This window comes from Lentilactobacillus kisonensis DSM 19906 = JCM 15041, assembly GCF_001434135.1.
GTDB lineage: Bacteria > Bacillota > Bacilli > Lactobacillales > Lactobacillaceae > Lentilactobacillus > Lentilactobacillus kisonensis.
The window spans coordinates 38,566-60,609 of the sequence record NZ_AZEB01000008.1 but is presented as its reverse complement, the minus strand read 5'-3'; the positions used below and the strand labels follow the sequence as shown (position 1 = coordinate 60,609).

Annotated in this window: 32 protein-coding genes; 31 read left to right on the top strand and 1 reads right to left on the bottom strand. The window is 41.1% G+C overall.

What is annotated here, in order from left to right; all coding sequences use genetic code 11:
- Positions 1–4: 4 nt before the first annotated feature.
- The 26 genes from rpsQ (at position 5) to FC98_RS05530 (ending at position 14,332) form a co-directional block, all read left to right on the top strand.
- The gene (gene rpsQ / locus FC98_RS05650) at positions 5–271 is read left to right on the top strand and encodes a 30S ribosomal protein S17 (protein ID WP_008855794.1); all 267 of its coding nucleotides are present in this window, start codon (positions 5–7) and stop codon (positions 269–271) included.
- Between the two features lie 50 nt (positions 272–321).
- Positions 322–690, top strand: a complete 369-nt coding sequence (gene rplN / locus FC98_RS05645; RefSeq protein WP_008855793.1) for a 50S ribosomal protein L14 — start codon at positions 322–324, stop codon at positions 688–690.
- 30 nt (positions 691–720) lie between these two features.
- Positions 721–1,029, top strand: a complete 309-nt coding sequence (gene rplX, locus FC98_RS05640; RefSeq protein ID WP_008855792.1) for a 50S ribosomal protein L24 — start codon at positions 721–723, stop codon at positions 1,027–1,029.
- 29 nt (positions 1,030–1,058) lie between these two features.
- On the top strand, positions 1,059–1,601 hold the full coding sequence (gene rplE / locus FC98_RS05635) for a 50S ribosomal protein L5 (RefSeq protein ID WP_040470902.1): 543 nt from the start codon (positions 1,059–1,061) through the stop codon (positions 1,599–1,601).
- 15 nt (positions 1,602–1,616) lie between these two features.
- The gene (locus tag FC98_RS14195) at positions 1,617–1,802 is read left to right on the top strand and encodes a type Z 30S ribosomal protein S14 (protein ID WP_003635667.1); all 186 of its coding nucleotides are present in this window, start codon (positions 1,617–1,619) and stop codon (positions 1,800–1,802) included.
- Between the two features lie 26 nt (positions 1,803–1,828).
- Complete coding sequence (gene rpsH, locus FC98_RS05630; RefSeq protein ID WP_008855790.1) at positions 1,829–2,227, top strand: 30S ribosomal protein S8; 399 nt, start codon at positions 1,829–1,831, stop codon at positions 2,225–2,227.
- 29 nt (positions 2,228–2,256) lie between these two features.
- On the top strand, positions 2,257–2,796 hold the full coding sequence (rplF, locus tag FC98_RS05625) for a 50S ribosomal protein L6 (protein WP_008855789.1): 540 nt from the start codon (positions 2,257–2,259) through the stop codon (positions 2,794–2,796).
- 34 nt (positions 2,797–2,830) lie between these two features.
- The gene (gene rplR, locus FC98_RS05620) at positions 2,831–3,187 is read left to right on the top strand and encodes a 50S ribosomal protein L18 (RefSeq protein ID WP_040470899.1); all 357 of its coding nucleotides are present in this window, start codon (positions 2,831–2,833) and stop codon (positions 3,185–3,187) included.
- 20 nt (positions 3,188–3,207) lie between these two features.
- Positions 3,208–3,711 carry a 30S ribosomal protein S5 gene (gene rpsE / locus FC98_RS05615; RefSeq protein ID WP_008855787.1) on the top strand — a complete coding sequence of 168 codons (504 nt, stop codon included), beginning with the start codon at positions 3,208–3,210 and terminating at the stop codon, positions 3,709–3,711.
- A 14-nt stretch (positions 3,712–3,725) separates the two neighbouring features.
- The gene (gene rpmD, locus FC98_RS05610; protein WP_008855786.1) at positions 3,726–3,911 is read left to right on the top strand and encodes a 50S ribosomal protein L30; all 186 of its coding nucleotides are present in this window, start codon (positions 3,726–3,728) and stop codon (positions 3,909–3,911) included.
- 27 nt (positions 3,912–3,938) lie between these two features.
- On the top strand, positions 3,939–4,373 hold the full coding sequence (rplO, locus tag FC98_RS05605) for a 50S ribosomal protein L15 (RefSeq protein ID WP_008855785.1): 435 nt from the start codon (positions 3,939–3,941) through the stop codon (positions 4,371–4,373).
- Positions 4,373–5,689: a preprotein translocase subunit SecY gene (secY, locus tag FC98_RS05600; RefSeq protein WP_056949309.1), complete on the top strand. Its 1,317-nt coding sequence runs from the start codon at positions 4,373–4,375 to the stop codon at positions 5,687–5,689. Before rplO ends, secY begins: the two co-directional genes overlap by 1 nt.
- A gap of 43 nt (positions 5,690–5,732) precedes the next feature.
- Complete coding sequence (locus FC98_RS05595) at positions 5,733–6,383, top strand: adenylate kinase (protein WP_191981999.1); 651 nt, start codon at positions 5,733–5,735, stop codon at positions 6,381–6,383.
- A gap of 124 nt (positions 6,384–6,507) precedes the next feature.
- The gene (gene infA / locus FC98_RS05590; RefSeq protein ID WP_008855782.1) at positions 6,508–6,726 is read left to right on the top strand and encodes a translation initiation factor IF-1; all 219 of its coding nucleotides are present in this window, start codon (positions 6,508–6,510) and stop codon (positions 6,724–6,726) included.
- 35 nt (positions 6,727–6,761) lie between these two features.
- The gene (rpmJ, locus tag FC98_RS05585) at positions 6,762–6,881 is read left to right on the top strand and encodes a 50S ribosomal protein L36 (RefSeq protein WP_008855781.1); all 120 of its coding nucleotides are present in this window, start codon (positions 6,762–6,764) and stop codon (positions 6,879–6,881) included.
- A 24-nt stretch (positions 6,882–6,905) separates the two neighbouring features.
- Positions 6,906–7,268, top strand: a complete 363-nt coding sequence (rpsM, locus tag FC98_RS05580) for a 30S ribosomal protein S13 (protein ID WP_008855780.1) — start codon at positions 6,906–6,908, stop codon at positions 7,266–7,268.
- 25 nt (positions 7,269–7,293) lie between these two features.
- Entirely contained in the window at positions 7,294–7,683 is a 390-nt protein-coding gene (gene rpsK, locus FC98_RS05575; protein ID WP_008855779.1) for a 30S ribosomal protein S11, read from the top strand.
- Positions 7,684–7,777: 94 nt separating this feature from the next.
- Entirely contained in the window at positions 7,778–8,728 is a 951-nt protein-coding gene (locus tag FC98_RS05570; protein ID WP_056949308.1) for a DNA-directed RNA polymerase subunit alpha, read from the top strand.
- A 26-nt stretch (positions 8,729–8,754) separates the two neighbouring features.
- Positions 8,755–9,138: a 50S ribosomal protein L17 gene (gene rplQ / locus FC98_RS05565; RefSeq protein WP_008855777.1), complete on the top strand. Its 384-nt coding sequence runs from the start codon at positions 8,755–8,757 to the stop codon at positions 9,136–9,138.
- 182 nt (positions 9,139–9,320) lie between these two features.
- On the top strand, positions 9,321–10,154 hold the full coding sequence (locus FC98_RS05560) for an energy-coupling factor transporter ATPase (RefSeq protein ID WP_040470887.1): 834 nt from the start codon (positions 9,321–9,323) through the stop codon (positions 10,152–10,154).
- The gene (locus FC98_RS05555; protein ID WP_056949307.1) at positions 10,124–11,002 is read left to right on the top strand and encodes an energy-coupling factor ABC transporter ATP-binding protein; all 879 of its coding nucleotides are present in this window, start codon (positions 10,124–10,126) and stop codon (positions 11,000–11,002) included. Before FC98_RS05560 ends, FC98_RS05555 begins: the two co-directional genes overlap by 31 nt.
- Entirely contained in the window at positions 10,995–11,789 is a 795-nt protein-coding gene (locus FC98_RS05550; RefSeq protein WP_008855774.1) for an energy-coupling factor transporter transmembrane component T family protein, read from the top strand. The genes FC98_RS05555 and FC98_RS05550 overlap by 8 nt, the downstream gene beginning before the upstream one ends.
- 11 nt (positions 11,790–11,800) lie before the next feature.
- Positions 11,801–12,598: a tRNA pseudouridine(38-40) synthase TruA gene (gene truA, locus FC98_RS05545; protein WP_008855773.1), complete on the top strand. Its 798-nt coding sequence runs from the start codon at positions 11,801–11,803 to the stop codon at positions 12,596–12,598.
- A 126-nt stretch (positions 12,599–12,724) separates the two neighbouring features.
- Positions 12,725–13,168 carry a 50S ribosomal protein L13 gene (gene rplM / locus FC98_RS05540; protein WP_040470884.1) on the top strand — a complete coding sequence of 148 codons (444 nt, stop codon included), beginning with the start codon at positions 12,725–12,727 and terminating at the stop codon, positions 13,166–13,168.
- A gap of 13 nt (positions 13,169–13,181) precedes the next feature.
- Entirely contained in the window at positions 13,182–13,574 is a 393-nt protein-coding gene (gene rpsI, locus FC98_RS05535; RefSeq protein ID WP_008855771.1) for a 30S ribosomal protein S9, read from the top strand.
- Positions 13,575–13,738: 164 nt separating this feature from the next.
- The gene (locus FC98_RS05530) at positions 13,739–14,332 is read left to right on the top strand and encodes an ECF transporter S component (RefSeq protein WP_054654606.1); all 594 of its coding nucleotides are present in this window, start codon (positions 13,739–13,741) and stop codon (positions 14,330–14,332) included.
- Positions 14,333–14,424: 92 nt separating this feature from the next.
- Here FC98_RS05530 and FC98_RS05525 read toward each other — a convergent pair whose 3' ends face one another.
- Positions 14,425–14,718, bottom strand: coding sequence for a hypothetical protein (locus FC98_RS05525; protein ID WP_008855769.1), 294 nt, complete (start codon positions 14,716–14,718; stop codon positions 14,425–14,427).
- Between the two features lie 163 nt (positions 14,719–14,881).
- Here FC98_RS05525 and FC98_RS05520 point away from each other — a divergent pair, with 163 nt between their 5' ends.
- From FC98_RS05520 to ligA, 5 genes are all read left to right on the top strand, one after another.
- The gene (locus tag FC98_RS05520) at positions 14,882–15,514 is read left to right on the top strand and encodes a glycoside hydrolase family 73 protein (RefSeq protein ID WP_275452775.1); all 633 of its coding nucleotides are present in this window, start codon (positions 14,882–14,884) and stop codon (positions 15,512–15,514) included.
- A 14-nt stretch (positions 15,515–15,528) separates the two neighbouring features.
- On the top strand, positions 15,529–16,101 hold the full coding sequence (locus FC98_RS05515) for a xanthine phosphoribosyltransferase (protein WP_008855767.1): 573 nt from the start codon (positions 15,529–15,531) through the stop codon (positions 16,099–16,101).
- Between the two features lie 71 nt (positions 16,102–16,172).
- Positions 16,173–17,354 (top strand): ATP-grasp domain-containing protein, encoded by a 1,182-nt coding sequence (locus tag FC98_RS05510; RefSeq protein WP_054654604.1) that lies wholly within the window; start codon positions 16,173–16,175, stop codon positions 17,352–17,354.
- Between the two features lie 383 nt (positions 17,355–17,737).
- Positions 17,738–19,969, top strand: a complete 2,232-nt coding sequence (pcrA, locus tag FC98_RS05505; protein ID WP_040470881.1) for a DNA helicase PcrA — start codon at positions 17,738–17,740, stop codon at positions 19,967–19,969.
- 39 nt (positions 19,970–20,008) lie between these two features.
- Positions 20,009–22,036 carry an NAD-dependent DNA ligase LigA gene (ligA, locus tag FC98_RS05500; RefSeq protein ID WP_008855764.1) on the top strand — a complete coding sequence of 676 codons (2,028 nt, stop codon included), beginning with the start codon at positions 20,009–20,011 and terminating at the stop codon, positions 22,034–22,036.
- Positions 22,037–22,044 lie beyond the last annotated feature (8 nt).

The following is a 22,044-nucleotide window of genomic DNA, read 5'->3' as shown; positions in this document are numbered from 1 at the left end:
ATTAATGGCTGAAGAACGCAACGAGCGTAAAGTTTATCAGGGACGTGTTGTTTCTGACAAGAGTAACAAGACCATCACCGTCGAAGTTTCAACTTACAAGACTCACCCACGATACGGCAAGCGTGTTCGTTACTCAAAGAAATTCACTGCTCATGATGAAAATAATGAAGCTAAAATCGGCGATACAGTTCAGATTATGGAAACTCGTCCATTGTCAAAGACGAAACGTTTCCGTTTGATCAAAATTGTTGAAAAAGCGGTTATCATTTAACTTAAATTAATTATCGTATTCTATTTTAACGATGAAGGGAGGATATACCTGTGATTCAACAAGAAAGTCGATTAAAAGTTGCCGACAACTCAGGTGCAAGAGAATTGCTTACTATTAAAGTTTTAGGTGGCTCAACAAGAAGGTATGCCGGAATCGGCGATACTATCGTTGCTACTGTAAAACAAGCAACACCAGGTGGCGTTGTCAAAAAGGGTGATGTCGTTAAGGCAGTTATCGTGCGTACTAAGTCAGTTACTCGCCGTACAGATGGTTCATACATCCGTTTTGATGAAAATGCTGCTGTTTTGATTCGTGATGACAAGAGTCCCCAAGGCACTCGTATCTTTGGCCCGGTTGCTCGTGAATTACGTGATAACAACTTCATGAAGATTGTTTCATTAGCCCCAGAAGTACTTTAATCACAACCAGGATATAAGGAGGTGCCGTAGATGTTCATTAAAACTGGTGACAAAGTCCGTGTTATTAGTGGTAAGGACAAGGGTAAGGAAGGGACAGTTACAAAGACTATCGCTTCAAAAGATCGTGTGATTGTTGAAGGTATCAACAAAGTTAAAAAACATACCAAAGCTTCTTCTACAAACCCACAGGGTGGTATTGTTGATGCAGAAGCCCCAATCCACGTTTCAAATGTTATGCTAATTGACCCATCAACCAACGAACCAACTCGTATTGGTATTAAAGTTGAGGATGGTAAAAAAGTACGTTACTCAAAGAAATCGCAAAAAGCGATCGATTAAACCCATAGCGAAAGGAGGAACCCTTTTAAATGTCAAGTCGTTTACGAGAAAAATTCAATAGCGAAATTACCCCACATATGATGGAAAAATTTAGCTATAAATCAGTGATGCAAGCCCCACAGATCGATAAGATCGTTTTGAACATGGGTGTTGGTGATGCAGTTACTAACGCTAAAAATTTGGATGAAGCTGTTTCTGAATTGGCCCTTATCTCTGGTCAAAAGCCATTGATTACAAAGGCTAAAAAGTCAATTGCCGGATTCAGATTACGTGAAGGTAATGCGATTGGTGCGAAGGTAACACTTCGAGGCGATCGGATGTATGACTTCTTGGACAAGTTAATTAACGTTTCCCTGCCACGTGTTCGTGACTTCCATGGTGTAAGCAGTCGAGCTTTTGATGGCCGTGGAAATTACACATTGGGTGTTCGGGAACAATTAATTTTCCCAGAAATTGATTATGATAATGTCAACCGTGTTCGAGGGATGGATATTGTAATCGTAACTACAGCAAATACCGATGAAGAGTCACATGAGTTGTTAGCTCAATTCGGTATGCCATTTGCTAGATAATGAGGAGGTTTCACATTGGCTAAAAAATCATTAATTGTAAAAAGTGAACGCCCTGCAAAGTTTTCAACCCAGAATTATACCCGTTGTGAACGCTGTGGACGACCTCGTTCAGTATACAAGAAATTTCATTTATGCCGTCTTTGCATTCGTGAACTTGCCCATAAAGGTCAAATTCCCGGCATGAAGAAAGCTAGTTGGTAATATATTAAAAAGGAGGTTGTGCGCTGATGTCTATGACTGATCCAATTGCAGACTTTTTAACTCGTATTCGTAATGCGAACATGGTTTACCATGAAACAGTTGAAGTTCCTGCATCAAAAATCAAACGAGACATTGCTGAAATTCTCAAACGTGAGGGTTTTGTTCGCGATGTTGAATATATCGAAGATGACAAGCAAGGCGTTATCCGCGTTTTCCTGAAATACGGAAAGGATAAGCAACGTGTCATTACTGGTTTGAAGCGAATTTCAAAACCAGGTCTGCGTTCATATGTAAAAGCAGATGCTGTTCCTAAGGTTTTAAATGGTCTAGGAATTGCAATTATTTCTACATCAAATGGTGTGATTACTGATAAGCAAGCACGTGCCCAAAAAATTGGCGGCGAAGTGCTAGCATACGTTTGGTAATAAATTCATTAAAATTGGAGGTGTGATAGATGAGTCGAATTGGTTATAAAACAGTTGTTTTACCTAAGGGTGTTGAGGTTAAAACAGATGGTAACACTGTAACTGTCAAAGGTTCCAAGGGTACTTTGAGTCGTGAAATGTCATCACAGATTAAGATGAACGTTACCGATAACGAAGTAAACTTCGAGCCGATTGGCGATTACAACGATAAGGTCCGTGCTTTGCATGGGACGTCTCGAGCTAACTTCAACAACATGGTTGAGGGAGTTACTAATGGCTTTAAGAAGACATTGAAACTGGTTGGTGTTGGATACCGTGCCCAGCTTAAAGGTAAAACTTTAACGCTTAACGTTGGTTATTCAAACCCAGTTGAAATGGCTGTTCCAGAAGACATTACATTGGATGTTCCAGATAATACCACGATCCATATCAGTGGTATCAGCAAACAACACGTTGGTGACTTTGCTGCATCCGTTCGTGCAATTCGTTCACCTGAACCATATAAAGGTAAAGGAATTCGTTATGAAAACGAACATATTATTCGTAAGGAAGGTAAGACTGGTAAGTAAAATACCGGCCTAATAAAATTTTGAGGTGACTATTTTGATTTCTAAACCAGATAAAAATAAGAGTCGGAAACGTCGTCATAACCGTGTCCGCAACAAAATTTCTGGTACTGCCGAGTGCCCACGCTTAAATGTTTTTCGTTCAAATAAGAACATCTACGCTCAAGTAATTGATGACGTAGCGGGTGTAACGCTTGTTAGTGCCTCAACACTAGATTCTGCAGTCAGCGATGGAAACAAGACTGAACAAGCAGCCGGTGTTGGTAAATTAGTAGCTCAACGTGCAAGCGAAAAGAACATCAAAAAGGTTGTTTTCGATCGTGGTGGTTATTTGTACCATGGTCGTGTTCAAGCTCTTGCAGACGCAGCTCGTGAAAATGGGCTAGAATTCTAATAAAGGAGGAATAACCGCACATGAAGAAATTTATTGATCCAGAAAAGTTAGAGCTTGAAGACAACGTTGTATCTATCAACCGGATCACTAAAGTTGTTAAAGGTGGTCGTCGTCTTCGTTTTGCCGCCTTGGTAGTTGTCGGTGACAAGCACGGTCACGTTGGTTTTGGAACTGGTAAAGCACAAGAAGTTCCCGAAGCAATTCGTAAAGCCGTTGAAGCAGCTCGTAAAAACTTGATTGAGGTTCCGATTGTTGGTACAACAATTCCTCACGAAGTTTTAGGAACATTTGGTGGTGGCCGGATTATGTTAAAGCCCGCTGAAGAAGGTTCTGGAGTTGCAGCTGGTGGTGCCGTTCGTTCCGTTATGGAATTAGCTGGCGTCGATGATGTTACTAGTAAACGATTGGGTTCTAATACTCCTATCAACGTTATCCGAGCAACATTCCAAGGCTTGGTTGAATTGAAGAGTGCTGAAGAAGTTTCAGCTTTACGTGGTGTTTCAACCCAACATTTAGCTGAATAAGGAGGGTGTTTTAAATGGCTCAATTAAAAATTACTTTAAAACGTAGCGTAACTCACCGCCTCCCAAAGCAACGCAAAATTGTGAAGGCACTTGGCCTTGGTCGAGTTAATAGTACCGTTGTCAAACCAGATAACGAATCTATTCGTGGGGCATTATTTCAGATCGCTCACTTAATTGAAGTAGAACAAATTAAAGACTAAATAAATTCGTAAGGAGGTGCCAATTTCATGAAATTACATGAATTGAAGGCTGCAGAAGGTTCTCGTTCATTACGTACTCGTAAGGGTCGCGGCCGTTCAGCAGGTAAAGGTAAGACTGCTGGTCGTGGTCAAAAGGGACAAAAAGCACGTGGAAAGACTCGTGTAGGATTCGAAGGTGGCCAAATGCCATTGTACCGTCGAACACCTAAACGTGGATTTAACAACATTAACCGTAAAGAATATGCTGTGGTTAACGTTGCTAAACTTGAGACTTTCGATGATGGTACTGAAGTAACACCTGAATTACTTCAAACTTCTGGAATCGTAAAAAACACCAAGGCTGGTATTAAGATTCTTGGTAATGGTGAACTTACTAAGAAATTAACCGTTAAGGCTAATAAGTTTTCAAAAGCTGCACAATCCGTTATTGAAAATGCGGGCGGTAAAATCGAGGTGGTTTAATGCTCTCGACTTTGGCAGGTGCATTCAAGGTTAAAGAAATTCGGAATAAAATCTTATTTACGCTCTTTGTTTTAGTGATATTCCGATTGGGAGCGTACATAACGGTTCCCGGTATTAACGCGAAGGCACTTCAATCAGTCGCTTCATCAGGACTAGTTAGCATTCTGAATACATTTAGTGGTGGTGGACTTACAAACTATTCGATCTTTGCGATGGGAGTATCTCCTTACATCACTGCACAAATCATTATCCAATTACTGCAGATGGATATTGTTCCGCGGTATGTTGAATGGGGTAAGCAAGGTGAAGTTGGTCGTCGGAAATTAAACCAACACACCCGTTACCTGACTGTTATTCTGGCTTTCTTCCAATCTGTTGGAATTACGGCTGGTTTTAACCAGTTGAGTAGTTTAAACCTAGTTAACAACCCCAGCATCAAAACATTTGTTATTATCGGATTGATCTTGACTGGTGGAACAATGCTGACCACTTGGATGGGTGACATGATTACCGAGCGAGGGATTGGAAATGGAATTTCCATGATCATTTTCGCCGGGATTGTCGCTAGAATCCCTGTTGGTTTGCAATCATTGTGGCAACAGTACTTTGTTGGGGTAACTGGTTCTGATTTATGGCAACCAATTTTATTTGCAATTGCACTTCTGATCATTGTTTTAGCAATTGTTACGTTTGTGACCTGGGTACAACAGGCCGAACGGCGAGTGCCAATTCAATACACACGAAGGGTATCAGGATCACCTGACAGCAGTTACCTACCATTAAAGGTTAACGTTGCTGGTGTTATTCCAGTTATCTTTGCTAGTTCCTTTATTGCAACTCCCCAAACCATTTTGATGGCATTTACAAATAACTATTCAACTGCTACTTGGTTCCAAATATTAAATAATGTGTTTAATATGCAGACACCAACTGGAGCAGCGTTCTATACCATTTTGATTATCATGTTTACATTCTTCTATGCGTTTGTTCAGGTTAACCCAGAGAAACTTTCTGAGAACTTACAGAAGCAAGGAAGTTATATTCCTGGTGTTTGGCCAGGGCATGAAACCCAATCCTATGTTTCAACTCTTTTGATGAAATTGAGTACCGTTGGTGCTTTATTCCTAGGAGTTATTTCGTTAATTCCATTAATTGCACAAAATTTATGGAACTTGGATGAATCAATTGGACTTGGTGGAACTAGTTTACTAATCGTTGTTGGTGTTGCAATCGAAACAATTCGTCAAATTCGTGGTTTGATGATGAAGCGTGAGTATGTTGGCTTTATCCATGGTCCCCGACCAACTGATGAATAGTAATTAAAGATTGTATACAGCAAGGAGGAATTGTTAGATGTCATTGAATTTAATTTTGATGGGATTGCCAGGAGCCGGTAAGGGAACTCAGGCTCAATATATTGTTGATAAATACCAAATTCCCCATATTTCAACTGGCGACATGTTTCGAGAAGCGATTTCTAATGAGACCGCTCTTGGATTAAAAGCTAAGGAATATACAGATAAGGGTAATTTGGTTCCTGATGAAGTAACGAATGGGATCGTTAAGGAACGATTGGCTGAGGATGATACGAAGCCAGGATTTCTATTAGACGGTTATCCGCGAACTTTAGAGCAAGCGGATGCCTTAGCACAGATGACGGAAGATCTTAATAAGCCATTGTCTGCAGTGATTAACATTGATGTTGATCCTAAACTGTTGACTGATCGGTTAACTGGTCGGTTCATTTGTAAAAAGTGTGGTGCTACTTATCATAAGTTGTATCACATGCCAAAAGTTCCAGGGACTTGTGATGTTTGTGGCGGTCATGAATTTTATCAACGTGAAGATGATAAGCCCGAGGCCGTTAAGACCCGACTTAAAGTTAATATCAAGATGAATACCCCACTGATTTCTTATTACAAGGATCGTAACTTATTGTTTAATGTCGATGGTAGTCAATCTATTGATGAAGTTTGGCAAAAAGTAGATCAAATTCTTAGCTCACTTTAATAGCTATTCGTAAGGTGTTGAGACTATTAGATTGATGAAATAAGATGGATGTGGTAGACTATCAAAGGTTTGTCAAGTTAAATTATTTAATTCAATCTAAATTTAACATTGGAGGTGTTATTGAGTGGCTAAAGATAATGTTATTGAAGTTGAAGGAAAAGTGGTTGAAACATTGCCTAATGCAATGTTTCGTGTCGAACTTGAAAACGGACATGAAATTTTAGCTCATGTCTCAGGAAAGATCCGAATGCATTACATTCGAATTCTTCCTGGTGACAAAGTTACTGTTGAGATGTCTCCTTACGATTTGAGTAAGGGTAGAATTACTTATCGGTTTAAGTAATTCTTGTCTTCATCATTTTTCGAGGAGGATTAAAAATGAAAGTACGACCATCAGTAAAACCAATGTGTGAACATTGTAAAGTAATTAAGCGAAAAGGCCGAGTAATGATTATTTGCTCAGCAAACCCGAAGCATAAACAACGCCAAGGTAAATAAACGTAAACAGGAGGTGTATGCTCAATGGCTCGTATTGCCGGAATTGATTTACCCCGTGATAAGCGAATTGTCATCGGATTAACATATATATTTGGTATCGGTACAAGCACTTCTGAGAAAATCTTAGCTCAAGCTGGGGTATCAGAAGATGTTCGTGTGCGTGATTTAACACCAGATCAAGAAGACAAAATCCGTGAAATTGTTAGTAACCTAAAAATTGAAGGTGACTTACGTCGTGAAGTAAGTATGAATATCAAGCGCCTTCAAGAAATTGGTTCATATCGAGGAATGCGTCATCGTCGTGGCCTACCCGTTCGTGGTCAACATACCAAGAACAATGCCCGCACTCGTAAAGGCAGCAAGGTTGCCGCAGGCAGAAGAAAATAATAAATAAAGGAGGTCATCTGTTTTTATGGTAAACAAAAAGACAAGTCGCAAGCGCCGGGCTAAAAAAAATATTGCAACTGGAATTGCTCATATTCACTCAACATTTAACAATACTTTAGTTATGATTACTGACGCCCAAGGGAACGCTGTTTCCTGGTCATCAGCTGGTGCATTGGGCTTCCGTGGAAGTCGTAAATCAACACCATTTGCTGCTCAAATGGCTGCTGAAGCAGCTGCAAAAGCTTCAATGGAACATGGTATGAAATCCGTTGAAGTAGCTGTTAAAGGACCAGGTTCTGGTCGTGAAGCTGCTATTCGTGCACTTCAAGCTACTGGTTTGGAAGTCACTGCTATTCGTGATGTTACTCCGGTACCTCACAATGGATCTCGTCCTCCAAAGCGTCGTCGAGTTTAATTAGAGACATTCAATATAGTGAAGTTTATTTTGTTTGAGTATATTGATATTTTGCATGTAGACTCACGCGTTTTGAAAGGGGTTAATGATAAGAATGATTGAATTTGAAAAGCCTAACATTCATAAGATAGAAGAGACAAAGAACTACGGTGAAGTCGTAGTTGAACCACTTGAACGTGGCTATGGGACTACCCTTGGTAATTCTTTACGACGAACACTATTATCATCACTCCCTGGTGCTGCTGTTACGAGCATTCAAATTGATGATGTTCTTCATGAATTTTCAACTATTAAGGGAGTAGTTGAAGATGTTACTCAGATTATCCTGAATGTTAAGAAAATTTCTTTGAAATTAGATGGACCAGAAGATGAAGAAGAGAATTTAGAGATCGACGTCATTGGTCCCGCTGATGTTACTGCCGGTGATATCCAAGGCGATAGTGATGTGACGGTTTTAAATCCTGACCTACACATTGCAACAGTTGCCGATGGTGCGACTTTCCACATGCGATTAACTGCTAATAAGGGTCGCGGCTATGTTTCAGCTGTTGAGAACAAGAAACGTAGTTCAGAGATGCCTATTGGTGTGCTTCCGGTCGATTCAATTTATACCCCAATCGAACGTGTCAACTATCAAGTTGAGAGCACTCGGGTTGGACAACGTGATGATTTTGATAAGTTAACTTTGGACGTTTGGACTGATGGTTCAATCACCCCAAGTGAAGCCGTTAGTTTAGCAGCCAAGATTTTAACTGAACATCTTGAAATGTTCGTAGACTTGACTGACGAAGCTAAGAATACCGAAATTATGGTTGAAAAAGAAGAGACCCACAAGGAAAAAATGTTGGAAATGACAATTGAGGAATTGGATCTATCCGTTCGTTCTTACAATTGTTTGAAGCGTGCTGGCATTAATACTGTTCAAGAGCTTACTGAAAAGACTGAAGCTGATATGATGAAAGTTCGTAACTTAGGTCGAAAGTCTCTTGAAGAGGTCAAAGAAAAATTAGCTGCATTAGGCCTTTCACTTCGTAAAGAAGACTAACAAACAAAAAGGAGGACATCTAAATTATGAGTTATCGGAAATTACAACGTAGTAGCGCACATCGTCGTTCATTGCTTCGAAACCTAACGACTGACTTGATTATTCATGAACAAATCGTTACAACTGAAGCAAAAGCGAAGGAAGTTCGTTCCACTGCCGATAAGATGATTTCACTTGGTAAGCGCGGTGATTTACACGCCCGTCGACAAGCTGCTGCATTCATTCGTGATGTTGTTGCTGATGTTAAAGAAGACGGTGATGATATTACCGTTACCACTGCTTTGCAAAAAGTATTTGGTGAGTTAGCTACTAAGTATGCTGATCGCAATGGTGGTTATACCCGAATCTTGAAGACTATGCCTCGCCGCGGTGACGGTGCACCAATGGTTATTCTTGAATTGGTTGACTAACTTGCTTTAATTCAATCACATATTTTCACGAGAATCACTCAGGTTATTGGTATAGAACGTTATGATGGTGGAATTTATTCCTAGTCTAGTTTGAATGTGGGATTTAATCCCATGCACTGATTACCTGTAAGTGATTTTTTTGTACATAAAACTACTTATTCACCAAAATGAGGGATCCAACCATGAAAGATATCATTCAAGTTAAGAATATTTCGTTTAATTATTCTGGCCAGCCGTTATTATTTGACGGGCTTTCTCTCGATGTCCATGAAGGCGAATGGCTCGCGCTTATCGGACAGAACGGGAGCGGAAAAAGTACGTTGGCCCGGTTAATTGATGGGTTAAATGTTCTTAAAAAAGGTCAAATCTTTGTGGATGGCTTACTCGTAAGCGATCAGAACGTTTTTGATATTCGAAACAAAATTGGCATGGTTTTCCAGAACCCAGAAGACCAATTTGTCGGGGCAACCGTTGAAGATGATGTTGCGTTTGGGTTGGAGAATCGCCAAATTGACCGCGAAAAAATGCATCAACTTGTTAAAACAAGCTTAGAAAACGTCAATATGTGGGAATTTCGAGATCGAATACCAGCGAATCTATCGGGCGGACAAAAACAACGGGTTGCGATCGCAGGAATTGTTGCGTTAAGCCCTAAAATAATTATTCTTGATGAAGCTACTAGCATGTTAGATCCCCAGGGGCGGCAAGATATTCTTGATTTGGTACGCCAATTGAAAGAAAAAAATCATTTAACTGTTATCTCAATTACTCACGATATTGATGAAGCTGCCAGCGCAGACCGAGTAATTGTTATTAATAAGGGGCAGAAGATTGATGAGGACATCCCCGGAAAAATATTTAGCAACACGGAACAATTGGCTCGGATTGGGCTAGACGCACCGTACACGGCACAATTGATTGCGGCACTGAAAAGACGGCACTTTGATTTGGATAAGGAATATTTAGATCGTGAGGGGTTAATCGCATGGATAAAGCAATTAGTTTCAACCAAGTAACCCATACCTATCAGGCAAACACTCCTTATGCACAGAATGCATTAGACAATATTTCACTTGAAATTCCGACAAATTCATTTACCGCTATTATTGGTCATACCGGTAGTGGCAAGTCAACGCTGGTTCAACATATTAATGCCTTATTAAAGCCTACTCAGGGAAGTGTGACCGTCTATAATCGATCAATTACCCCTACAACGACTAACAAGAACCTTAAGGAACTTCGACGGCATGTCGGAATGGTTTTCCAATTTCCAGAAAAGCAGTTATTTGAAGAAACAGTTATTAAGGACATCATGTTTGGCCCAAAAAATTATGGAATGGTTGACGCCGAGGCTGAACAGGCAGCTATCGAGGCAATGAAATTGGTAGGACTGGATAAATCCTTGTCAGAGAAATCGCCCTTTGATCTTTCGGGGGGGCAAATGAGAAGGGTTGCGATTGCGGGCGTTTTAGCCATGAAACCGGAAGTGCTGATTTTGGACGAACCAACTGCTGGTCTGGACCCCCGGGGGCATAAGGAGATAATGGACTTGGCCAGTTATTTGCATGATCATGACCATATTACGATCATTCTTGTGACTCACCAAATGGATGACGTTGTTAATTATGCGTCAGAAGTGGTTGTCATGGACAAAGGAAAGATTGTCCAAACTGGAACGCCGGCAGAAGTCTTTGCGGACCCCAAGTGGGTTTATCGGATGCAGCTCAATCTGCCCACCAGTGCCGAGTTTGCCCAACAATTAATTGACGCAGGGGTTCCGATTGGTCAGCTGCCACTGACAATTGACCAACTTGCTGATAGAATCACTGAGTTAGCACGTAAAGGAGAAAATCCCGATGACTAATTTTCTTTTCGGCCGTTATCTTCCTGGAAACTCATGGATCCACCAGATGAGTCCTCAATCAAAACTATTATTGAGTTTCTATTTTGTGATTGTTATATTTTTTGCGAACAATTTAGTTTCCTATGGTGTCTTGGCGTTACTGATTATTGTCGTGATCTTACTTTCAGGCGTTTCAATTACGTTTTTCCTTAAGGGAATTCGGCCACTGATCTGGCTAATTATTTTTACCGTTGGCCTGCAGATCCTATTTAGCAGTGGTGGCACTATTTTGTGGCAATGGGGCCCTTTTTCAATTACCAACCTGAGTTTAATTAACGGCGGATTTATCTTCATTCGATTTCTGTTGATTATTATGATTTCAACCGTTTTAACCCTCACAACGACGCCGTTAGCAATTGCAGATGGGGTTCAAACGATTTTAAAACCCCTTAAAAGGGTCCATTTCCCAGTGGATACATTAGCTTTAATGCTATCAATTGCGCTACGCTTCGTCCCAACGTTAATGGACGAAATGGAAACGATTCTTAACGCCCAACGCTCCCGTGGCGTTGATTTTGGCTCTGGCAGTTTAACCCACCGAGTTAAGGCGGCAGTGCCGTTGTTGGTGCCGTTATTTACCGGTGCAATCAATCATGCTGAGAATTTATCGACGGCAATGGAGGCTAGGGGGTTCACCGATAGTGAGCATCGCAGCAAATATCGCATTTACCGTTGGCAATTAAAGGACACATTGAGTTGGATTGTTTTTTTGGTTGCTGGTGGATTAGTATTATATTTACGAAAATAGTAAGGGTGATTATGATTCGTTATAAAGTAACAATTGCCTATGATGGCACACTTTTTAGTGGTTTTCAAAGACAGCCAAATAAGCGAACAATTGAAGGCGTACTGACACAAAAAGTCAACCTAATGGCCAAAAATCCCCAACTGCCAATCGTCGTTTATGGATCGGGGAGGACCGATGCTGGTGTACATGCATTTGGTCAGGTTGTCCATTTTGACTTTCCGTTTGATTTGCCAACGGAGGCAATTTACCGCGGGTTAAACAGTATGCTGCCGCTTGATATGGAAGTAATGAAAGTGGAGACCGTTTCGCCAAATTTTCACGCTCGTTACGACGTTTCTGGTAAAAGGTATTTTTATCGGGTTGATCTTGGGGAGTTTTTGAATCCATTTAAGCGAAACTACACTGGTCATTGGAAGTTTCCCCTTGATGTAGAACGAGTGAGGGCCGCACTGCCTGATTTCATTGGGGAGCACGATTTCTCAAGTTTTGTTGCGTCGGGTTCCACGGCTAAATCAAACGTTAGGACAATTTATGAAGCAACTGCTAATTTTGATGAAAAGGCAAACGAACTTCAGCTGGAGTTCTATGGCAATGGCTTTCTATATAACATGGTTCGGATAATGGTTGGGGTGATTGTCGAGATCGGGGCACAAAGACGCCCAGAACACGATATATTGCGTTTGTACGCCGTTAAGGACCGCAACCAAGCACGGCTCACAATGCCGGCATCAGGATTATACTTAAAAAAAGTTTATTATGAGGGCGAAGATCCTAAACACCCAACAAAATTATCCACTAGGCCACGATAATCACCGAAACTGATTGACTTTTAGATGAATAATTTGTATTATGTTAGTTGGTATTGTTTGCCCCACGATAAGCCCCGGAATCTTATTTGGTGTCGAACAAACACAGGAACAATGGAGGAATATAAAGTGCGTACAACTTATATGGCAAAACCTGGTGAAGTAGAACGTAAATGGTACGTCGTTGATGCAGACGGCGTTGCTTTAGGACGTCTCTCATCAGTAGTCGCATCAATTCTACGAGGCAAGAATAAGCCTACTTTTACCCCTAACGTAGATACAGGGGACAACGTAATTGTTATTAACGCAAGTAAAGTGAAACTGACTGGTCATAAAGATACTCGTAAGATCTATTACCATCATTCACGCTTTATTGGTGGCTTGAAGCAGAAGACAGCTGGCGAATTCCGTGAGAAGAACCCAGAAAGATTGATTGAAACTTCAGTCAAGGGAATGCTTCCTCATGGCACATTAGGTCATAAAATCGGTTTGAAGTTACATGTCTATGCAGGCCCTGAACATGATCACCAAGCTCAAAAGCCAGAAGCATTTGACATCACTAACCTAATTTAAGGAGGAATTCGCATTGGCTCAAGTACAATATAGCGGCACAGGCCGTCGTAAAGATTCCGTTGCTCGGGTACGTTTGGTACCAGGAACTGGAAAAATTATTATGAATGATAAAGCAATCGAGGATTACATCCCCTTTGCAAACTTGCGTGAAGTTGTTGTGCAACCATTTAATGTTACTGAAACCTTAGGCAACTATGATACTTTGGTTAACGTTAATGGTGGTGGATTCTCTGGTCAAGCTGGTGCTACCCGTCACGGAATTGCTCGTGCGTTGCTTGCCGTTGATCCAGACTTCCGTGGTCCTTTAAAGCGTGCCGGATTATTAACCCGTGACGCTCGTATGAAGGAACGAAAGAAGCCAGGACTTAAGAAAGCTCGTAAGGCTTCACAATTCTCAAAGCGTTAAAATTTGGATATACAATCAAGACACTTCCTATTTCAGGGGTGTTTTTTTGTATTCTGAAGTTTGTCTTAAACTTGAGTGATAACGAACTTTAGAAGTCACCAATATACTAGAATGAAATTTGTTATTGTATAATTAACCCAGTAAATTTCAAAGGAGCGGGAATTATGCCGAAGAAAAATAACACCTTGAGGCTCAATTTATTGGCGATGTTCATTGCAATTATCATTCTCCAAACTTCAATTCCACTGATTGGGTATATCCCAATCGGCCCACTAAGTATTACAATTATTCCAGCGACTGTCGTGATTGCGACCGTTCTCCTTGGAACGGTTGATGGCGCGATCATCGGTGGTGTTTGGGGCGTTATTACATTTATCCGGGCGTATATCTGGCCGACTAGTCCACTAGCAACAATTGTCTTTGTTAATCCAATCGTATCAGTTTTCCCCCGGATAATGATTGGGTTAGTAGCCGGATGGGCATACATGGCACTGCAGAAGCGAATTAAGAGACAATCGTTGAGTGTTTCGATTGCCGCAATTTTGGGATCACTGACAAATACTATCTTGGTCCTTGGCCTCATCTATGTTTTTTACAAGGCGAAGGCCCCACAGCTTTATCAGATTAATATGGAAAAATTGTTGCCGTACTTAATTGGGGTTGTTGGGACAAACGGAATTCCTGAAGCCATTTTCAGTGGCGTTGTCACGCCGTTAATTGCCGTGCCGCTGAGTCGGGTTATCAAGAGGCGAACGTAAGTAATTAGTAGCTGCACTAAAATGGTCTTTAATAAGCAACAAAAAAGAGGCTGTCGACAAATTGCTTTGTCCCAGTCTCATGTGGTCACTGCTTATTTCTTACTTGGTTTCTTAGAATTCTTATCTTGGTCTTCCTCATCATCTTCATCGTCAGTTTCAACTCGAGGAGCAGCCTTGATCATTTTTAGATGACGATTATTGATAACGACTTTCTTGTGATATTTATCAATAATTTCGGGATCGTCTGATTCAAATGTTATTAGAAATGAGTTGGTATAACTCTTATCAACATAACCTTTAAATGTTTTCTTTTCGATCTTGAATGAAACCTCATCACCAACGTGGAACTTTGATTGTGCTTCTGATACTTCGGTGTTTTTAGCCATTGGTTTCCATCTCCATAATTAAGTGTCAAGTGATAACATAACTGATATTAGCAAATTTGTCAATTATCATTACCTTTAGTTCAGTAAAAATCATGAAATAGTAATTGTCTTTATCGTTATTTATAGTAGAATTAATTCTAAAGTTAGAAAGTTTGGGGTTGGATTGGTTAAATACGGAAAAAAGCGTCGCCAGCGAGTTCGAAAATCCAATACAATTATGATGTTGGTTTTAATCTTTTTTGGGTTAATGATTATTTTGGGGTTTCGAGCGTTATCAAATGGTTACTCGAATTCGAATCAGGTTGATAACGGAACAACTGAAATTGCGGTCGAACACAAAAAGTTTATTAATAAGTTGGCGCCCCAAGCACAGCGGCTTCAAGGCGACTATAATATTCTTCCTAGTATCACCTTAGCCCAAGCAATCCTTGAATCTGATTGGGGAACGAGTAAGCTGGCAAGTAAGTATCATAATCTTTTTGGCGTAAAAGCACAAAGTGGTCAGACTCAGTCAGTTTACTTAGATACTCAGGAGTTTGTTAATGGCCGCTATGTCACTGTTAAGGCGCGCTTTGAAGTTTATGATAATTGGAATGACTCGCTGGCAGATCACGCACGGTTGCTCGCATACGGGACAAAATGGAATTCAAGTCAATATCAAGACGTTATCAATGCCAGTAATTATTTACAGGCCGCTGATGGCCTCCAACGAGATGGTTATGCAACGGATCCAACCTACACCGAAAAACTGGTTTCCATCATTAAAAAGTACAAGTTATATCAATACGACGATTAGAAAGGAATTTTGTAATGGATTTACTCAAGAAGCGAATTGTTGAAGACGGAACGGTTTTACCAGGAAACGTACTAAAGGTTGATAACTTTTTAAATCACCAAGTTGACACCAAGTTGATGGATGAGATTGGCAAAGAATTTGCTAAGCTCTTTGAAGGTGAAAAGATCACCAAGGTAGTAACTGTTGAATCTTCAGGAATTGCCCCTGCACTAATGACCGCACTTCATTTGGGGGTACCGCTCATATTTGCCCGTAAACATAAGAGCCTCACTTTGACCGATAATCTTTATACAGCAACTGTCTATTCCTATACGAAACGCGTTAGTAATGACATTAGTGTTGATAAACGGTTCCTCAATTCCGAAGATCGAATTTTAATTATTGACGATTTCTTGGCAAACGGTCAGGCGGTTCAAGGCTTACTTGAGATTGCTAAGGTTGCCAACGTTCAAGTTGCTGGGATTGGAATTGTTATTGAAAAGAGTTTTCAAAAGGGGCGGTCAATGATCGAAAAAACCGGTGTTCGGTTAGAATCACTGGCCCGAATTGCTTCGTTAGAGAATCAAAAGGTTACCTTCGTTGAGTAATTAAATCGTGTTAGTGGGTTCGTTTAATTTAGAATTATTACAACAATAATTGTATGAAAGTAGTGAAATAATTGGCAAAAGCAAACGTCCTTTATCCAGGTCAAACGATTGGTATCCTAGGTGAGAGTAACAGTACGCCGATACTCCTAATGACTGCTAAGAAAATGGGCTTTAACATCGGTATGTATAGTTCAAATGAAGATAGCAAGGCAGTCCAACTCGCTGATTATAAGTATATTGGGCCAATTGATGATAAGCAGACGTTAAAGATGTTTGCTGAGCGCTGTGATGTGGTGGTGTATGATAACGACTTGATTGATTCAGAAGTTGTTAGATATATTTCACAATTTACAGCTGTTCCCCAAAAGGATGGGTTGCTGGATATTGTTCAAGACCGGTTAATTGAACGAAGCTTTTTTGAAACGTTAAATATTAATATGGTGCCATATTCAACAATTGTCACGCTTGAAGATATTTATCAAGCAATCAATTCAATTGGGTATCCGGCTATTTTAAAGCCAATTCAGCGGGGATTGTTAGATGGTAAGGAACTGCTTATTAAGAATCAGGCAGATATTGTGCTGGCATCAGGATTTCTCGATGCTGGGACTTACATCTTAGAGTCATACGTTGAACACGATATTGATTACTCGGTAATTGTTACCCGAGCGGCTGATGGCAGCCATCAGATGTTTCCCGTTGTGGAAGTGATTTATCATGATAATCAGTTAATGACGGCTTTCACACCAGCAAAGTTAGATCCGAGTGTTGCTAAGGAAATGGAACGAATCACCAACGAAATCACGACTAATTTGGATTACGTCGGGACTTTCGAGGTTAATCTATTCTTGGCTAAAAGTGGTTCGATTTACGTTAGTCGGGTTGCCCCGTTATTGAGTCCAGCTGGGTTTGTATTTGATTATGCGACTAACGTGACTGAGTTTGAACAACACTTGCGGGCAATTGCTGGTTTACCGATATCAAAAGTTTTCCAGGGGATATCAACGGTTTATCAGACAATTCGCCAAAAGGATTACCAACGGGTAAAAACGCAGTGGCTCATTAAGGAAAACTGGCATTTTACAATTTATGGTAATCAACCAGCGGATGATGGCAAGCCAGTTGGTAACGTCTTAATTCCAACGGAGTCTCTGAGCTATACGTTGATGCAGCTTGAAGCAACTGGTATTTGGGCTGACATTGATTACAAAGCAAAATACCAGCAGAATGACCATGAAGAACATGGTCACTAATTAAGAAAGCAATTCTCCAGGGTACCGGTTATGTGATTAGTGTGTTCTTAAAGTAATAAGTCGATTTGGAAAGTGACCGGGTTGATCTAGACTTTAAGCGAATAGCGCAATTATTCCGAGTGTTGGAATGGTTGCGCTATTCGCTTAGCTAATGAGAATCTGGTTTTAACAGGGCGGAAATGGCTAGTTTAGAACAGCTGCGCAAAGCAGAAATCTGCGTGTAAGCACCTATCGGAAAAATTCCAAAACCAGGAATTCCCCCGATAGGAGACTTACACTCCGATTTCTAAGCGCTTTGCTCCGCTCACTGGTTTTAGCGGCAAGCCAAAGCGCGTAATTTTTGGTATAATTGATTGGATAAATGTGAGAGGATGACGTTTTTAGTGGCAGAAGAAAGTTTATTAAAAGGATTAAATAAGGACCAAAAGGATGCTGTTGTTCATACGGAAGGACCAGTTCTAATTATGGCTGGTGCCGGTAGTGGCAAGACGCGGGTGCTAACCCATCGGATTGCTTACATAATTGAACACGACAACGTGATGCCATGGCACATTTTGGCAATTACGTTTACTAATAAAGCAGCTAAAGAAATGCGCGAACGGGTTTCTAAACTCTTAGACGAGAGTGGTAATGACGTTTGGGTGTCAACATTTCATGCGCTTTGCGTGCGAATTTTAAGAAGGAACATTGATTTGTTAGGATACAACCGGGCATTTACGATTGCGGATACCAGCGAACAGCGAACTTTGGTAAAACGGGTTTTACGAGACTTGAATATTGATCCAAAGAAATTCGATCCCAGGGCAATTCTTTCTGCTATTTCAAACGCCAAAAATGATTTACTGACACCAAAAGATTACAAGGCGCAAGCAGTCAGTGCGTTTGACCAGATTGTGGCTGACGTTTATGAGCGTTACCAAGCTGAATTAAAGCAAAATGAGTCTTTAGATTTCGATGATCTGATTATGATAACGATTCAATTATTTGAACAGCACCAAGATGTCTTGGAATATTATCAAGATAAGTTTCATTATATTCACGTCGATGAGTATCAAGATACCAACGAAGCTCAGTACAAACTGGTTAATACCTTAGCAAATAAAAATCAAAACATTTGCGTGGTGGGAGATGCTGATCAGAGTATTTACGGCTGGCGGGGCGCCAACATGCAAAACATTTTGGACTTCAAGAAAGATTATCCAAACGCGCACGTGACGTTATTGGAGCAAAACTATCGTTCAACCAAAACCGTCCTAGAGGCGGCTAATTCAGTTATTGCTCATAATGATAACCGAGCAGACAAAAATCTCTGGACCGAAAATGATCAGGGCGATCAGATTTCTTATTATCGGGGTCAAACTGAGAACGATGAGGCCCGGTATGTCGTGGCTAAAATTCAAGAGGAAATGAAGAAATCTAAGCGTAATTATGGCAGTTTTGCAATTCTATACCGGACTAACGCCCAGTCACGAGTCATTGAAGAGACATTGCTGAAGTCTAATATTCCGTACACAATCGTTGGTGGTCATAAGTTCTACGATCGAAAAGAAATTCGAGATATTCTTGCTTATTTGACGTTACTAGGTAATCCAAATGATTCCATGAGTTTTGAACGGGTCATTAATGAACCTAAACGAGGAATTGGTCAGACAAGCATCGAAAAGCTGCGGTTATTTGCCAACGATCATGGTTGGTCCTTACTTGACGCTGCCAAAAACATTGACCTGGCAAACGAAATTTCATCACGAGCTAAAAATTCAATTGCTTCATTTGAGCAAATGATCAGTCGGGTTTCTAACAAGATGGCGTCAATGTCAATTACTGATCTTACCGAAGCGCTTTTGGATGAAAGTGGTTACGCCAGTACGTTAAAAGCGTCCAAGTCATTGGAAGCGCAAACCCGACTGGAAAACTTAGAAGAATTTATTTCCGTTACCCAGAAATATGATGAAGGAAATGCCGAAGCTACTGGTCAGGATAATTTGGTTAATTTTCTGAGTGATTTAGCATTGGTATCTGATCAAGACGACTTGCAGGATGACAATTCTCAAGTGACTTTGATGACGTTACATGCTGCCAAGGGGTTGGAGTTCCCAGTTGTGTTTTTAATGGGGATGGAAGAGGGGCTATTCCCACTATCAAGAGCTGCCGACGATGAGTCAGAGTTACAGGAAGAACGGCGGCTTGCCTATGTTGGGATTACCCGAGCAAAGGAAAAACTGTATATTACCAATGCCTATTCAAGAATGCTTTATGGCCGCCGGCAGAATAATCCAGAGTCGCGGTTTGTGAACGAGATTAAGCCCGAATTAATTCATTATGATAATCCACAGCAAGCAGAAAGCCCCTTGACGACTCCCTTTGACCGTCGGACGAGACGAGCTACGGTAACCACGTATCATCGGCCCGATCAAGTTGTTGAAAAGCCGAAGGGAACCGGGGCTGACAAGAAAGCCTGGGAAGTTGGCGACAAAGTTTCTCATAAGGCGTGGGGAACTGGCACGGTGGTCAAAGTTTCTGGCGCTGGTGAAGATATGGAATTAGACATTGCTTTTGAGGAACAGGGAATTAAACGCCTGCTGGCCGCCTTTGCGCCGATTAAAAAGCAAGAGTGAAAATTTGGATAATGAAATCATTTAACAGAGGGTGTTATTGTGGCTTTTGAAGGAATGACCGAAGCGCAAGCTGCAAACGAGGCGACAACACTTCGGGCAAAACTAAATAAATGGGCTGATGAATACTATACTTATGATTCACCAAGTGTTGAGGATGCCGTTTATGATCAAACTTATCAGCGGTTAGTTGCGTTAGAAACTCAATTTCCACAAATCGTAACGACAGATTCGCCCACTCAAAAAGTCGGTGATCACACACTTCCGGGGTTTACAAAGGTGCCACATGAAATCCCGATGCTTTCATTAGGGGATGTTTTTTCAAAGGAAGAACTTGGTGACTTTGTTAATCATTTGACAACCTCCGATGATGTTCCGTTTAATTACAATTGTGAGCTCAAAATTGATGGCTTAGCAATTTCATTAAAATACGAAAATGGAATCCTGATTCAAGGTTCAACGCGTGGGAATGGTCAAATTGGTGAAGATATTACCCGTAATTTGAAAACCATTAAGTCAATTCCTCGTAAGCTGACCCGCCCAATTAATATTGAGGTTCGTGGGGAGTGTTACATGCCTAAGTCTTCATTTGCGGCATTAAATGAGGAACGGCAAAACAATGGGCAGGCTCCCTTTGCTAATCCAAGAAATGCCGCGGCAGGTAGTTTGCGGCAACTTGATTCACGAGTGACGGCGCGGCGCAAATTAAGTACGTTTATGTATAATGTTGCGAACTACGATGACCTGCAGACCGATACGCAGAGCGGCTTGCTCGAAGAATTGAAATCGTTAGGGTTTACAATCAATCCCAGTTATCAGGTTGCTCATTCGATGGCGGACATTGATGCTTATGTTGACAAGTATCAAGAACTCAGAGACGGCTTAGCTTATGGGATCGATGGGATTGTCATTAAGGTCAACTCATTGCCGCTGCAGAGGTCGTTGGCGGCAACCGTCAAAGTGCCTCGTTGGGCAATTGCGTTCAAGTTTCCACCAGAAGAGGTTCAAACCGTTGTTCGTGATATTGAATGGACGGTTGGAAGGACTGGTGTTGTCACGCCAACTGCCGTTATGGATGCTGTTACTTTGGCAGGGTCAACGGTAAGTCGGGCGTCCTTGCATAACCCCGATTACCTCGAAGAAAAGGATATTCGGATTGGTGATACTGTCAAGCTGCACAAAGCCGGCGACATCATCCCAGAAATTTCTCAATATATCCAAGAAAAGCGCCCAAAGGATAGTCAACCTTATCCGATTCCTACTGAATGCCCATCTTGTGGGTCAGAATTAGTCCATTTAGATGAAGAAGTTGCCTTGCGATGCATTAATCCGCAATGCCCATCTCAACTACAAGAGGGGCTAACCCACTTTGCTTCCCGGGATGCCATGGATATTGATGGTTTAGGGCCCAAGATCATTGCTCAACTGTTCAAAAAACACATGTTAAACGATGTTGCTGGCCTATATAGCCTTACTCATGATCAGCTATTAACACTTGATAAATTTGGTGAAAAATCTGCTACTAATTTACTTTCAGCCATTGATGACAGCCGAGGAAATTCCTGTGAACGGCTGCTTTATGGGCTGGGAATTCGGCATGTTGGTATCAAGGCGGCTCGGTTGATTGCCCAACGTTTTAAAAATATTGATAAACTTATGACGGCTTCTGCCCCAGAAATCGCCGAAATTGATACAATGGGGATGGTCATTGCCGATAGTATCGTAACGTATTTTTCAATGCCGCAATCAAAAGAATTGATTCGCCAGCTTAAGCAAGTTGGCGTTAATATGGATTATCTTGGCGTTAGCGATGAGCAGCTCGAAAATAGCAACTCGTTTTTTAATGGTAAAAAATTTGTCTTAACTGGCAAACTCCAAGAGATTACTCGACCTGATGCGACCGAATGGTTGGAAAATCATGGCGCAAGTGTAAGCAGCTCCGTCTCGAAGAAAACCGATATTGTTGTGGTTGGTGAAGATCCTGGTAGTAAATACGATAAGGCAACTCAGCTTGGAATTGAAGTTTGGGATGAAGCCCGTTTTCGTGAGGCAATGACAAATGAGAAGTAACAGTGGAG